This is a genomic window from Polynucleobacter sp. UK-Mo-2m-Kol15, assembly GCF_018881505.1.
Taxonomy (GTDB): domain Bacteria; phylum Pseudomonadota; class Gammaproteobacteria; order Burkholderiales; family Burkholderiaceae; genus Polynucleobacter.
Window position 1 is genome coordinate 1,489,237 of sequence record NZ_JACVQC010000001.1, and the last position, 13,676, is coordinate 1,502,912.

General features: G+C 45.7%; 11 protein-coding genes and 1 tRNA gene. 1 reads left to right on the plus strand and 11 read right to left on the minus strand.

Going from position 1 to position 13,676, the window contains the following annotated elements:
* Positions 1-53 precede the first annotated feature (53 nt).
* From infC to ICN43_RS07775, 7 genes are all read right to left on the minus strand, one after another.
* Positions 54-578 (minus strand): translation initiation factor IF-3, encoded by a 525-nt coding sequence (gene infC / locus ICN43_RS07745; protein WP_215303837.1) that lies wholly within the window; start codon positions 576-578, stop codon positions 54-56.
* 42 nt (positions 579-620) lie between these two features.
* Positions 621-2,543 carry a threonine--tRNA ligase gene (gene thrS / locus ICN43_RS07750; RefSeq protein ID WP_216198367.1) on the minus strand — a complete coding sequence of 641 codons (1,923 nt, stop codon included), beginning with the start codon at positions 2,541-2,543 and terminating at the stop codon, positions 621-623.
* A gap of 113 nt (positions 2,544-2,656) precedes the next feature.
* Positions 2,657-2,733, minus strand: a tRNA-Val gene (locus ICN43_RS07755).
* A gap of 18 nt (positions 2,734-2,751) precedes the next feature.
* Positions 2,752-4,773 carry a bifunctional (p)ppGpp synthetase/guanosine-3',5'-bis(diphosphate) 3'-pyrophosphohydrolase gene (locus ICN43_RS07760; protein WP_216198369.1) on the minus strand — a complete coding sequence of 674 codons (2,022 nt, stop codon included), beginning with the start codon at positions 4,771-4,773 and terminating at the stop codon, positions 2,752-2,754.
* Between the two features lie 15 nt (positions 4,774-4,788).
* Positions 4,789-6,609, minus strand: a complete 1,821-nt coding sequence (locus tag ICN43_RS11265; RefSeq protein ID WP_216198371.1) for an alpha/beta fold hydrolase — start codon at positions 6,607-6,609, stop codon at positions 4,789-4,791.
* A gap of 65 nt (positions 6,610-6,674) precedes the next feature.
* Positions 6,675-7,325, minus strand: a complete 651-nt coding sequence (locus ICN43_RS07770; protein WP_216198373.1) for a CoA transferase subunit B — start codon at positions 7,323-7,325, stop codon at positions 6,675-6,677.
* A 39-nt stretch (positions 7,326-7,364) separates the two neighbouring features.
* Positions 7,365-8,063, minus strand: a complete 699-nt coding sequence (locus ICN43_RS07775) for a CoA transferase subunit A (RefSeq protein WP_216198375.1) — start codon at positions 8,061-8,063, stop codon at positions 7,365-7,367.
* 205 nt (positions 8,064-8,268) lie between these two features.
* On the opposite strand from ICN43_RS07775, the gene ICN43_RS07780 reads away from it, so the two are divergent.
* Positions 8,269-9,939 carry an electron transfer flavoprotein-ubiquinone oxidoreductase gene (locus ICN43_RS07780; protein ID WP_216198377.1) on the plus strand — a complete coding sequence of 557 codons (1,671 nt, stop codon included), beginning with the start codon at positions 8,269-8,271 and terminating at the stop codon, positions 9,937-9,939.
* A 9-nt stretch (positions 9,940-9,948) separates the two neighbouring features.
* Here ICN43_RS07780 and ICN43_RS07785 read toward each other — a convergent pair whose 3' ends face one another.
* From ICN43_RS07785 to ICN43_RS07800, 4 genes are all read right to left on the minus strand, one after another.
* Complete coding sequence (locus ICN43_RS07785) at positions 9,949-11,103, minus strand: MFS transporter (RefSeq protein ID WP_216198379.1); 1,155 nt, start codon at positions 11,101-11,103, stop codon at positions 9,949-9,951.
* A gap of 23 nt (positions 11,104-11,126) precedes the next feature.
* Positions 11,127-12,242, minus strand: a complete 1,116-nt coding sequence (gene aroC / locus ICN43_RS07790) for a chorismate synthase (RefSeq protein ID WP_216198381.1) — start codon at positions 12,240-12,242, stop codon at positions 11,127-11,129.
* A 42-nt stretch (positions 12,243-12,284) separates the two neighbouring features.
* Positions 12,285-12,740: a CBS domain-containing protein gene (locus tag ICN43_RS07795; protein ID WP_216198383.1), complete on the minus strand. Its 456-nt coding sequence runs from the start codon at positions 12,738-12,740 to the stop codon at positions 12,285-12,287.
* A 77-nt stretch (positions 12,741-12,817) separates the two neighbouring features.
* Positions 12,818-13,666 (minus strand): YhjD/YihY/BrkB family envelope integrity protein, encoded by an 849-nt coding sequence (locus ICN43_RS07800; RefSeq protein WP_216198385.1) that lies wholly within the window; start codon positions 13,664-13,666, stop codon positions 12,818-12,820.
* Between the last annotated feature and the right edge of the window lie 10 nt (positions 13,667-13,676).

Here is a 13,676-nt window from a genome sequence, read left to right on the forward strand (position 1 = left end):
AAACTGCCAGAGTCTTGCGACTCCTCCCTACATAAGAACCAGGTAGGACCTAGTTACTTAGCCTTACGAATGGGGGCCAATACCATCACCATCTGGCGGCCTTCCATCTTTGGAAACTGCTCGACTTGGCCATGCTCTTGCAAGTCCAACTTCAGGCGCTCCAACATTCTGACTCCGATTTCTTGGTGAGCCATTTCACGACCCCGAAACCGCAGCGTAATCTTTGTCTTATCGCCATCTTCCAAAAAGCGGATTAGATTGCGTAGCTTCACACCATAGTCACCATCATCTGTGCCAGGGCGGAACTTCACTTCCTTCACCTGAATCACTTTTTGCTTGAGCTTTGCTTCATGCAAACGTTTGGCTTCTTGGTACTTGAATTTGCCGAAGTCCATGATCCGGACTACAGGTGGCACAGCAGTCGGAGCAATTTCAACCAAATCGGTCTCTTTCTCTTCCGCCAAAGCCAAGGCTTCACTCAACTTAACTACACCGATGGGTTCTCCATCCAGTCCAATCAGACGCACTTCAGGAGCCGTAATCTCCCGGTTTATGCGCTGCGATTTATCAGTAGCGATCTTCTTAATTCCTTTAAAAAAACAATAAAAACCATTCCACCCCTAGCTAGGCTCGGGTCCGACTTTCTGGGAAATATCCTGCTGGAGTCGGGCAACGAAGGCATCAAGAGGCATTACACCTAAATCCACTCCGCCACGGGCACGAACGGCCACCGAATTACTTTCTGCTTCTTTATCCCCTACAACTAACAAAAATGGGAGCTTCTGTAATGCGTGCTCGCGTATTTTATACGTAATTTTCTCATTTCGCAAATCAGATTCAACTCTAAACCCTTGTTTTTTCAGAGATTGCTGGACTTTTTGTGCGTAGGCAGCGGAATTATCGGAGATATTGAGGACTACAGCCTGGGTCGGGGCGAGCCAAACTGGCATATTTCCGGCATGGTTTTCGATCAAAATACCAATAAAACGCTCCAAGGATCCCACAATTGCCCTGTGAAGCATTACTGGGGCCTTACGAGTATTCTCTTCTGTAACGTATTCGGCACCTAAGCGGGCCGGCATTGAGAAATCCACCTGGATCGTGCCGCACTGCCAAGTACGCCCAATCGAGTCCTTGAGGTGATATTCGATCTTTGGACCATAAAAAGCGCCCTCGCCTGGCAATTCTTCCCACTCTTGGCCTGAGGCAGTCAAGGCGCCACGCAAAGCAGCCTCGGCCTTATCCCAAATCGCATCATCACCAACGCGTTTTGCCGGGCGCAAGGCTAGCTTGACAGCGACTTCAGTAAAACCAAAATCCTGATAGACCTCACGAACCGCCTTATCAAATGCAGCTACTTCTGACTGAATCTGATCTTCGGTGCAAAAAATATGGCCATCATCTTGTGTGAAGCCACGAACACGCATCAAGCCATGCAATGCGCCTGAGGGTTCATTGCGGTGGCACTGACCAAACTCACCGTAACGCAATGGCAACTCACGATAACTATGTAAGCCGGAATTAAAAATCTGCACGTGTCCTGGACAGTTCATCGGCTTTAATGCGTAAGCACGATTCTCCGACTCGGTCGTAAACATATTTTCTTTGTAGTTATCCCAGTGACCAGACTTCTCCCACAATCCACGATCGAGAATTTGTGGAGCCTTCACTTCTTGATAACCTTCGCGCTGATAAACGCGGCGCATGTACTGCTCAACCTCTTGCCAAATAGACCAGCCTTTTGGATGCCAGAAAATTAAACCTGGTGCCTCAGGTTGAAAGTGAAATAAATCTAAGAACTTACCAAGGCGACGATGATCACGCTTCTCAGCTTCTTCCAGCATATGTAAATGCGCATCTTGATCTTCTTTTTTCAGCCAAGCTGTGCCATAGATCCGCTGTAGCATCTCATTCTTACTATCACCACGCCAGTAAGCACCAGCAACGCTGAGAAGCTTAAATACCTTTAGTTTGCCAGTAGATGGCACGTGGGGTCCGCGACATAAGTCGGTGAACTTCCCTTCCGTGTACAAAGAAACATCCTCACCTTGCGGAATGCTAGTAATAATTTCTGCCTTATAGTTTTCGCCTTGATCTTTGAAAAACTTGACAGCCTCATCGCGCGGCATCACCGTACGAGTTACTGGCTCGTCTTTTTTAGCAAGCTCCGCCATTTTCCGTTCAATTGCGACTAGATCTTCCGGAGTAAATGGACGATGAAATGAGAAGTCGTAATAAAAACCGTTGTCGATCACAGGCCCGATTGTGACCTGCGCATCCGGGAAGAGTTCTTTAACGGCATAAGCCAATAAGTGTGCAGTGGAGTGACGCACAATATCGAGAGCCTCTGGGCTCTTATCGGTGATGATGGCCAATTGACTATCTTTATCGATAACAAAGCTGGCATCAACCATCTTGCCATCAACAATGCCGCCAAGGGCAGCTTTGGCTAGACTACTTCCAATGCTTTGGGCAACATCAAGAACGCGCACGGGAGCATCAAACTCACGTTTAGATCCATCTGGCAGAGTAACTACAAGCATGACCACTCCATCTTATTAAGATTCAGCCAATTGACTGATGTACTGCATAACACCCACCAAAAAGAAAGCGCGGAAGCTTTTGGGCAACCGCGCACTTTTGGGTCTTTATTCGTTGGTAGGCTCGATTGGACTCGAACCAACGACCCCCACCATGTCAAGGTGGTGCTCTAACCAGCTGAGCTACGAGCCTATATCGACATAGAGTTTATCACCGGCGGCGCACTTGGGTCACCCCTTTGACCTCTTCGAGGCTATTTTGAACTAAGCGCAAGGCTTCCGAGTCCTTAATTTCTACGGTCAACAGTATTTGAGCAAGGCCTCTTTTGGCGGATTTACGCAAATCAATGACGTGAATACCTTGCCTTGTCAGAATCTCAAATAGTTCACGCATGAGCTCAGGGCGATCTAGGCCGGTTACCGCCAAATCCGCTGGAAATACTCGTTTAACCTCATTTCTAGTCACCGTTTCAAGGCTAGATTCATTCCAGGCTGTTTGGATTACACGTTCAGGAGCGCGATCCAGGAGACCCCTAAAAGTTTTGCAAGATCGGCGATGAATTGATACTCCACGACCTTGAGTCACAAAACCGGCAATCGCATCAGGGGGGACAGGTCGACAACAACGCGCCAACTGCGTCAACAGTGAATCCACTCCAACCACCAATACATCGCCTACGTGGCCCTGCTTTTGGGTACTTTGTTTAAGAATAATTTCTGGAGCAGGTGCAATCACCTTAGTCTCAGGCTTTTGCTCTTCTTTGCTGATGATGGATTTAGCTCCCGCCTCTTCATCATCCAAAGCATTAAACCAAGCACGTACTCGAGTACGGCCACGCTGTGATCGCAAGTAATTTCTGCCAGGACTAATCCAGTCTCGCGAGGGGCCGCCATGCTTCACAGCGATGATTTCAATGGTTTGACCATTTTGGAGCGGTGTATCCAGTGGCACCATCGCACCGTCAACGCGAGCACCGCGACAGCGATGACCGAGGTCAGTGTGAACTGCATAAGCAAAGTCAATAGGAGATGAGCCCTTCTCCAATGAAATCACCTTTCCCAGTGGAGTGAGAACATAAATATGATCATCAATCTCATGATGCTTAAGTTGCTCCCAAGCATCCTCCTTCCAGGAGATAAGCTGTCTTGCCCAAGCAATCTGACGCTCATAGGCTACTGCCGCACTATGTGTGCCAGTTTGATGGCTTAGATTTGGATCGTTGGACTTATTTTTCGGCGGAGTTGCAGCACCAATATAAGCGCCCTCCTTATAGCGCCAATGTGCAGCTAAGCCATACTCGGCCTGTTGATGCATTTCATTGGTACGCACCTGAATCTCAAATGCGGTGCCATGCTCATCCATCACTACGGTATGCAAAGATTGATAGCCATTGGGTTTTGGCCTAGCAATATAGTCATCAAATTCACGTGGTACTGGCTGCCAAATGTTATGAACTATTCCCAAAATAGCGTAACAGGCTTTGACGTCATCGACTAAAACCCTGAATGCTCTAACATCATAAAGATTGGCAAAGTCGAGTGACTTACCCTGCATCTTTTTCCAGATACTGTAAATATGCTTTGGGCGACCCTGAATCTCACCCTGAATATGAGCAGCATTTAATTCCTCTTTGAGCCTTTTCACAATTTGCTCAATAAAGAATTCACGCTCTATGCGTTTGCCATCCAACATCTTGGCAATGTTCCGATAGATTTGTGGAGATAGAACTCGAAACGCCAAGTCCTCCATTTCCCATTTCATTTGCCAAATCCCGAGGCGATTAGCAAGACTTGCATCTATATTCAGAATCTCTTGCGCCCAAGCTTTAGGCATCTCCATCTTTTCTTGAGTAATCCAACGCAGCGTTTGTAGGCGAGAGGCAAGATAAATCAGAACGACGCGCAAATCATCGCCAAAGGCGAGCAACATCTTTCTAAGCATTTCTTCTTGCCCAGAAATACTTAGACCGCCATCGTTACGTACAAGCTTGGCTTGAGCCTGCCTTAGGCCGCGGTACCCAATCAGTAGTCTGGCTGATTCATCACCAATGAGTTTGGTGAGTGATTCTTTGCCATGAGTGCGTGCAATATTGCCTGCAGCAGTTAGCGTTGCTTCGTCTAGATGAAGTTGTTTGAGAATACTAAAAACGCCAGCAGCATGGTTTTCGGAAGGCTCACCATACCAGCCATCAATAATTTTGATGCTCTCAGATGCATTGCCAATATTTGACATAGGCGACTGAAATCCTTAACTAAAGAATTCTTTTGCTAAAGCAATTTGCTCTGACTTAACAAAAGCAGGCGCATGCCCTACCCCCGGAATTTCAATACTCCGAATATAGGGATTGACCTTACACATCTCAGCTACTGTTTTAGCTGAGAGTAAATCTGAGTCGCCACCTCGTACGATCAGCATCGGGATGTGAATTTGCTTGAATGCATGCCACATTGCCATTTCTCCCGCTTTTGCCATGATGGGATTGACTGATGCAAACGGTACAGAAATATCTGGGTCATAGTGCATTGCCCAAAGACCATCTTTTTGCACTAGCATTGGGCCGTTATAAATCTCCCACTCTTCTGCAGTATGAGCGCCAAATGAAGCGCAGATCTCATTCAAACGCTGCAATGCATCAGCACGATTGGTAAAGCCAAATGGCTGACCTACATAGGAACCCAAGCGCTTAATGGCCTCAGGTTCAATGCGTGGGCCCACATCATTAATCAACATTCGACGAATCGGATTCTTGGGCATTGAGGCATAGACCATACCAATCAGACCACCCATGGAAGTTCCAAACCAATCCACTTGAGAGACGCCTAAATGTGCAATCAAACTCGACATATCGGCAACATATTGGGGAACAGCATAGAGCATTGGATTCTTTAATCGATCGGAATCACCTCGACCCACCACATCAGGACAGACAACGTAATAATCTTTACTCATCGCCTCTGCTAGGGTGATAAAGTCACTGCCCCTTCGGGTTAGACCATGAACGCAGATCAAGACCTTTGGATTATTGGGATTTCCCCAGGCGTGATACGCCATACGATGGGAATCGTCACCACTGGTGCAAGCCACATAAAAAGTATCGCCGTGATGAATTACATCAGATTGTTTAATTTCATCTGTGAGCCGTTCATCGTGCGTATATTCATTCACCATGGCCGAAATTTCGGGCTGCAGGGTTACATGATCAATACCATGTTTATTTAAAAGCATCTCGTTAATACGAGCCATGATTTCTGGCCAATCATTTATACGCTCAATTTCAATATGACCAATCAAAGCTGGGAAGCTAGGCGTCATTTCCCAAACATGTAAATCATGAACCGCCAGTACACCTGAGACCTTTTTTAAATCCCGACCGACTTCAAGATAATCAATGTGTAGTGGAACACCTTCCATTAAAAAATGATAAGACTCGCGCAAGATAGAAATAGTGGATTTCAAGATCAGTAACGAGACGAGGATAGAAAGAATTGCATCGATCGGCATCCAACCGGTAAGCTGAATAACCACGCCAGCGATTAGAGCAGCTACGGAGCCCAATAAATCCCCCATGACATGCACTAAGGCGGCGCGAGTATTCACACTTTTCTTATCACGTGAAAGTACCCATGCCACTACGATATTCATTAGCAAACCAATTGCGGCTACAACTGTAACTGTCAATCCATCCACTTGGTGAGGATCATAAAATCGGCTTACCGCTTCCACCACAATCCACACCACTAAAGCCAACATCGCAATACTATTTACAAAGGCAGCTAATGCCTCCGCACGCCCAAACCCAAAAGAATGCTTTGGCGAAGGGGGACGTCTAGAAATAATTTGAGCTAATAAAGCCAATCCCAATGCGGCTGCATCCGTCACCATATGACCTGCATCTGATATCAGGGCTAGTGAATTAGCGAAATAAGCTGCTGCCCCCTCCACTCCGGAAAAACCCAGAGTCAGCACTAGGGCAATTAATAATAAATTTTGATTGGAGACTTCTTTTGCATGAGAGTGCTTAGCATCACCCTGCTTGTGTGCGTGAAGCGAATGGTCTACAGCACTCATAAAAGACTCTTTAGAAATAGAAATGGGGTCAATGACCCCATTATTTCACTATCCGATGAAAAGGGTTAAAAGCGCGAGGTATCAACAGGAGCACCTGTTTTGGCAATCACCTCTTCTTTAGTTACGCCAGGAGCCAATTCAACCAAGTTCAAACCACCAGGAGTGACATCTAAAACGCAGAGATCAGTAATGATTTGGCTAATCACACGTACACCAGTTAATGGCAATGTACATTTAGGCAGAATCTTCAACTCTTCCGTGCCGTCTTTTTTCTTAGCAACGTGCTCCATCATTACCACCACATGCTTTACACCTGCTACCAAATCCATCGCACCACCCATACCCTTAACCATTTTCCCAGGAATCATCCAGTTGGCTAAGTCACCATACTCACTCACTTGCATTGCTCCCAAGATGGCGATGTTGATTTTGCCGCCACGAATCATTCCAAAGGAATCAGCTGAGGAAAATATCGAAGAGCCTGGCAAAGTAGTAATGGTTTGTTTACCAGCATTAATCAAATCAGCATCAATGGTGTCCTCAGTAGGAAATGGGCCGATACCCAGTAAACCATTTTCTGATTGCAGCCAGACTTCCATATTTTTTGGTACATGATTAGCTACTAATGTAGGCATACCAATTCCGAGGTTTACGTAGTAACCATCTCTTAATTCTTTAGCAGCCCGTGCTGCCATTTCATCTCTTGTCCAAGGCATATCGATCTTTCTATTTGTATTCTGTACTGTCAGGCTAAATTAAGAGGCAGATAAGGTACGCTGCTCAATACGTTTTTCAGGAGCACTATTCACAACCAGGCGATGAACATAAATACCTGGAGTATGAATTTGATCTGGATCGAGCTCGCCGTTCTCTACAATCTCTTCCACTTCAGCAACCGTGATCTTGCCAGCCATAGCCACAACTGGATTGAAATTACGTGCGGTATAGCGATAAATCAAGTTACCTGATTTATCAGCCTTCCATGCTTTAACAAGAGAAATGTCAGAAACAAGTGCATGCTCCATGATGTAGCGCTCGCCGTCAAACTCCTTTTCTTCTTTGCCTTCAGCAATCAAAGTGCCAACACCGGTTTTGGTATAGAAAGCAGGAATACCGCAACCACCTGCACGCAACTTTTCTGCCAGCGTTCCTTGTGGAGTAAATTCCAACTCAAGCTCACCGGCTAAAAATTGCCGCTCAAACTCTTTGTTTTCACCAACATAAGAGGCAATCATCTTTTTAACTTGTCTTGAATTCAATAGCAGACCTAAACCGAAGCCATCAACCCCAGCATTATTGGAAATTGCCGTCAAATTTTGAGCACCAAGATCCTTTACCGCTTGAATTAGCGTCTCAGGAATTCCACACAGGCCAAAACCGCCAACAGCCAGCTTTTGACCATCCCTCAAGATATCCCTCAAGGCATCTACAGCCGATGGGTATGTTTTATTCATAAATTCGTCCTAATATTGCCAAAAAAGGTAAAAAAGTAATCATAACGCTTTAGGCTCCCCACCACACCAGCAATGCTCACCAACCTAGTTTTTCTAGCTTAGAACTAAACTATAGGTATGTTTAGAGGCTAAATAAGAAGTAGAAATGCTAAAAATCCTCAAAATCCATTAAGCACCTATTGTTAAGTATTGTCGGAGAAATGAAATGACTGCCCAGGAATTACTCGAACAGTTTGGACCTAGAGAATCCATGGACTATGACTTGGTCATCGTCGGAGGTGGCCCAGCTGGCTTATCTGCAGCCATCAAAGCAAAGCAGCTGGCCAATGTATCCGGCAAAGAGCTTACCGTCTGCGTCCTTGAAAAGGGATCCGAAATTGGTGCGCATATCCTCTCTGGCGCAGTCATGGACCCCAAGGCATTGACTGAACTCTTTCCAGACTGGAAAGAATTAGGTGCGCCACTGGATACCGAGGTTACCCAAGATCAATTTTTGTTTCTAACAAAGAGTGGTTCATTTCAAGTTCCGAATTGGATGTTGCCCCACTGCTTTAAGAATGAAGGTAACTATATTGTTAGTCTAGCCAATGTCACGCGCTGGCTTGGTCAGCAAGCTGAAAATTTAGGCGTAGAAATTTTTCCAGGATTTCCTGCTGCAGAAATTCTGTATAACGAACAAGGTGCAGTTTGCGGCGTTATTACTGGCGCAATGGGCTTAGACAAAGAAGGTCAGCCTACTGATCAATTTCAACTCGGGATGGAGTTACGCGCCAAGTACACCCTGTTTGCCGAGGGTTCACGTGGTCATTTAGGCAAACAATTGATTAGCAAGTTTGCATTGGATAATGATGCCGATCCTCAGAGCTACGGCATTGGCATTAAAGAATTATGGGAAGTCGAGCCCTCCAAGAGTAAACCCGGCCTAGTAGTTCATACGGCAGGCTGGCCATTAGAGAGTGATACCTATGGTGGCTCATTCTTGTATCACTTGGGTGATAACAAAGTTGCAGTAGGACTTGTAGTTGGCCTTTCTTATAAAAACCCTTATCTCTCACCTTTTGAAGAATTCCAACGCTATAAGTTACATCCAAAGATTCGTGAGACATTTGAAGGCGGAAAACGCTTGGCCTATGGTGCTAGAGCCCTTACTGCTGGAGGCTTAAATAGCTTACCTAAAACTGTATTCCCGGGTGGAGCACTCATTGGTTGCGATGCTGGATTTTTAAATGCTTCACGCATCAAGGGAAGTCACGCTGCTATCAAGACCGGCATGCTAGCTGCCGAGGCTGCATTTGCAGCACTTGGAGAGAATCGCTCAGCAGATATCTTAACTGCGTATCCAAGCGCCTTTAAGAATAGCTGGCTACATACCGAGTTAAGCCAAGCGCGTAACTTTAAGCCCTGGATGTCAAAAGGACTTTATATCGGCACACTCATGGTTGGCCTGGAGCAAAAGCTTTTGGGCGGCAATATGCCTTGGACAATTCACTTAAAGCATGCAGATCATGAGTGCCTAGAACCAGCAGCACTGCATCAACCAATCGACTATCCAAAGCCAGACGGCAACATCACTTTTGATCGTCTCTCATCTGTATTTATCTCGAATACCAATCACGCTGAGAATCAACCAGTCCATCTCACTCTAAAAGATGCATCGCTACCGGTGGGCTTAAATCTCAAAACCTATGCGGGTCCAGAGCAACGTTACTGTCCTGCTGGCGTGTATGAGTATGTAGAAAAAGATGGTCAAGCACAATTACAAATAAATGCGCAAAACTGCGTACATTGCAAAACATGCGACATCAAGGATCCAAGCCAAAATATTATTTGGATTACTCCAGAAGGTGGTGGTGGCCCCAATTACGGATCAACGTAAGCTTGCTCTTCACTGCAACCCATTATGCGGACGCAGCTTCTGAATTGCCATGCCTGCTAGTCCGCATGCTAGAGCTGACATCACAAACACATTGCGCGGCTGAGTTGCATCCCATAACCAGCCAGCAACTAAACCCCCTAGTGTTCCACCTAAACCATAAGATACGGTTGCCATTACAGCCTGCCCTCGAGCCTGCAGTGGACCTGTAAACCAGCGTTGTAATAATTTAGTAGCTGCACTATGGTGTGCACCAAAGGTAGCAGCGTGCATCAGTTGAGCCAAAATCAGTACCCAGGTTAGGGGAAAAAAAGCAATCAAGATAAATCGGCAGACGCCGATACCAAAAGCCATTTGCAAGACTACTTCGGCATCTAGACGACTCAGAACCTTGCTTTGGAAATAAAAGAAAATCACTTCAGCACCTACGCCTAATGCCCAGAACAAACCAATCTGGAATTTGTCGTAACCCAAATCTGCCAAGTAAAGAGAATAAAAAACATACAAAGCTGCATGCGCAAAGATCATAAAAAATCCCGACAGCAAAAACCAACGCACATCGGGATTAAATAAAACAATCAGAAGCTCACCTTTCACCATCTTGCGACGCTCCATCTTAGGCTCATGTAAGCGAAAGGTGACTAAGGCCAAGCACATCAGAATTACCGTACCCACAATGGGATAAAGCTCGATACCTTTCCGCTGAAATAACTCACCAGCAAATAAAACCATCGCAATAAAACCAATCGACCCCCATAAACGCAAACGACCATAACGTTTATCGAATGAATTGTCTTTAAATAAAGCATGGACCGTTGCGGACTCACCCAATGGCATCAAGCTACTCAGGATAGTGTGCAATACAAACATCCAAACGAAGAAGCTAATGTAGCTTTGAAGAAAAAAGATACATAAAAAAGTAACTGCTGCTAGGCATGAGCAAAAACGAATGATGCCGATACGATCAGATAAATAGTCGGATAACCATCCCCAGGAGAATGGTCCTACTATACGGGTAATTTGCAGCATAGACATTAAGATAGCAATCTCAATCACATTAAAACCGCGATCGAGAAAAAAGAGGCTAGCGTATGGAGAAACTAAGCCAACATAAGCGAAATATAAAAAGAAAAAGGACCCGAAGGCCCAACGCACTGATGGTGTCATTTTCTTTTTCTTAGATACTTTTTTTAATGAGTTGGAGAGCCCGGACGACCGGCTGGTATTGCCGGTACGGAATGCTCCACATCTCCACACTGAGCGCGGTGACGCAAAGCGTGATCAATCAATACTAAGGCTAGCATCGCTTCCGCAATAGGTGTAGCCCGTATACCAACGCAAGGATCGTGACGACCTTTGGTTTGAACGGTGATAGGTTTACCATGCAAATCAATCGATTCTTTTGGACTCAAAATACTAGAGGTGGGTTTGATTGCAATCGATACACGCAAATCTTGACCGGTACTAATCCCTCCTAAGGTGCCGCCACTATGGTTGCTATCGAAGCCATCCGAATGTAATTCATCCCCATGCTCGCTACCGCGTTGGGATACCGACCTAAAGCCAGCACCAATCTCAACACCTTTGACGGCATTGATGCCCATCATGGCATGAGCAATATCGGCATCTAACTTATCAAATAAAGGCTCACCTAATCCAATAGGTACATTACGCGCCCGCACCTCGATCTTCGCACCACAAGAATCTCCCGCTTTACGCAGAGAGTCCATATAGGCCTCCAATTGAGGAACGATATCTGCATTTGCAGCAAAGAAAGGATTGCCTTCAATGAATGATGCATCTTGAAACGGAATTTCAATTTCACCTAGTTGACTCATATAGCCATAAAACTCAGTGCCATATTGTTCCTTGAGCCATTTCTTAGCAATTGCTGCCGCAGCAACTACGGGTGCAGTTAATCTTGCTGAAGAGCGTCCACCACCTCGGGGATCGCGCAAACCGTATTTATAGTGATAGGCGTAGTCAGCGTGGCCAGGTCTAAATGTTTGCAGGATATTGCCGTAATCTTGACTTCGCTGATCCGTATTTCGAATCAGTAAGCAAATGGGTGTACCAGTAGTTTTTCCTTCATACACGCCAGATAGGATTTCAACCTTGTCCGCCTCTTGACGTTGTGTTACGTGGCGAGATGTGCCAGGCCTGCGGCGATCCAAGTCAATCTGTAAGTCTGCCTCACATAAGAACATGCCTGGGGGGCAACCATCAACAACGGCGCCTATCGCGGGACCATGGGATTCACCAAAAGTGGTGACGGCAAAGAGAAGGCCTAAAGTGTTTCCTGACATTCCAACATTATGTCATTGCTTGGGGCCTTGGGCTAGGCAGTCTTAGGAAGAGGCCTTTTCAGGCTCTTCCGGCCAGTCACGGATGTATGCCTTGAGCATGGTATTTTCAAAATCCTGAGCCTCAACAACCGATTTAGCGACGTCGTAGAAAGAAATCACCCCCATCAGCATTTTTTGATCAATCACCGGCAAATAGCGGGCATGCTCAACCAACATCATCCGGCGCACTTCATCAATCTCTGTTTCCATATTGCATGTCAGCGGCTTGGCATTCATAACGCTGCGAACTTTAAGGTCATCCAATTTGCCATGGTGCTGAGCCAAAGCCGCAATGACCTCACGAAATGTCAGGATGCCCACTAACTTTTCATACTCCATTACCACTAAGGAGCCAATATCGTGCTCACTCATGACCAAAACAGCAGTTTGCAAAGCAGTGTCTGGCGCTACTGTAAAAAGCGTACTGCCCTTCACGCGCAATATGTCACAAACTTTCATACGGTCTCCAACGATGAATTCTTATTTAAACAATATATTCTTAAGCCCCTAAGGAATCAAGGGTCATATGAGGTATTTCAGTAACGAATAACCCTAACAAAACCACTTCGAATACTAGGTAGGTTGGCCACCAGAACGGCGCCGGCCAGGGTAATCCACCAAGTTAGATAAATCCAAATAAGCGCCAAAGGAAAGATTGCAAAGGCGCCATAGACGGTTTTATAAAAAGCAACATTAGTTAAAAATAGACCAAAACCAAACTTCATTAACTCAAAAGTAAGTGCAGCAAAAAAAGCACCACTCAAAGCATCGCGCCATTGAATTTGGGTGTATGGAAGAATTTTGTAAGCCACTGAGAATACAGACATGGCCAGCAAAACAGGCACGACCGTGGCAAATAAACCTAGACCAAAACTTAAGGTTTCAGTCCATCCCTCTGCCGCACTAAATAGGAGGCCACTCAAGTAGGTTCCAATTCCTAAGAGGATAGGGCCTAATATGGTTGCGGATGAATAAATCGCTATCTTCTTTAAAATAGGGCGACTTTGAGTAACACGAAAAATTTGATTAAATGCACTCTCAATCACCGCCATTGTCATGATTGTCGTAATCACCAGACCAAGCAAACCAATTAAGGTAAGTCCTTTAGCTTGGGCTGAAAATTGATCAAGATAGTTAAAGACTTGCTGATTCAAACCCCCGGGCATATAGGTATCTAGCAACCAGGCCTGAAAGGCATACTTAATTCGAATCACGCTGGGGAGATACCCAATCAAAATCGAGGCTACCGTCAGCATTGGGATCAAGGAAAGCGTAGTAGTGAAGGCTAAGCTAGCCGCGACCTGCTTCAGATTTTGGCCGCGATTACGCTCCCATATCTCTTTTCCAAGAGAGAGCCATAATTGAGGATTCCGTATGAGGCGCATCGCCCATATC

Coding starts and splice junctions, on each gene's coding strand:
- ICN43_RS07760 (WP_216198369.1), bottom strand. CDS start 4,773: ATGTCAAATATTGGCAATGCATCTGAGAGCATCAAAATTATTGATGGC.
- aroC (WP_216198381.1), bottom strand. CDS start 12,242: ATGTCAGGAAACACTTTAGGCCTTCTCTTTGCCGTCACCACTTTTGGT.
- ICN43_RS11265 (WP_216198371.1), bottom strand. CDS start 6,609: ATGAGTGCTGTAGACCATTCGCTTCACGCACACAAGCAGGGTGATGCT.
- ICN43_RS07785 (WP_216198379.1), bottom strand. CDS start 11,103: ATGACACCATCAGTGCGTTGGGCCTTCGGGTCCTTTTTCTTTTTATAT.
- thrS (WP_216198367.1), bottom strand. CDS start 2,543: ATGCTTGTAGTTACTCTGCCAGATGGATCTAAACGTGAGTTTGATGCT.
- ICN43_RS07795 (WP_216198383.1), bottom strand. CDS start 12,740: ATGAAAGTTTGTGACATATTGCGCGTGAAGGGCAGTACGCTTTTTACA.
- ICN43_RS07800 (WP_216198385.1), bottom strand. CDS start 13,666: ATGCGCCTCATACGGAATCCTCAATTATGGCTCTCTCTTGGAAAAGAG.
- ICN43_RS07775 (WP_216198375.1), bottom strand. CDS start 8,063: ATGAATAAAACATACCCATCGGCTGTAGATGCCTTGAGGGATATCTTG.
- ICN43_RS07770 (WP_216198373.1), bottom strand. CDS start 7,325: ATGCCTTGGACAAGAGATGAAATGGCAGCACGGGCTGCTAAAGAATTA.
- ICN43_RS07780 (WP_216198377.1), top strand. CDS start 8,269: ATGACTGCCCAGGAATTACTCGAACAGTTTGGACCTAGAGAATCCATG.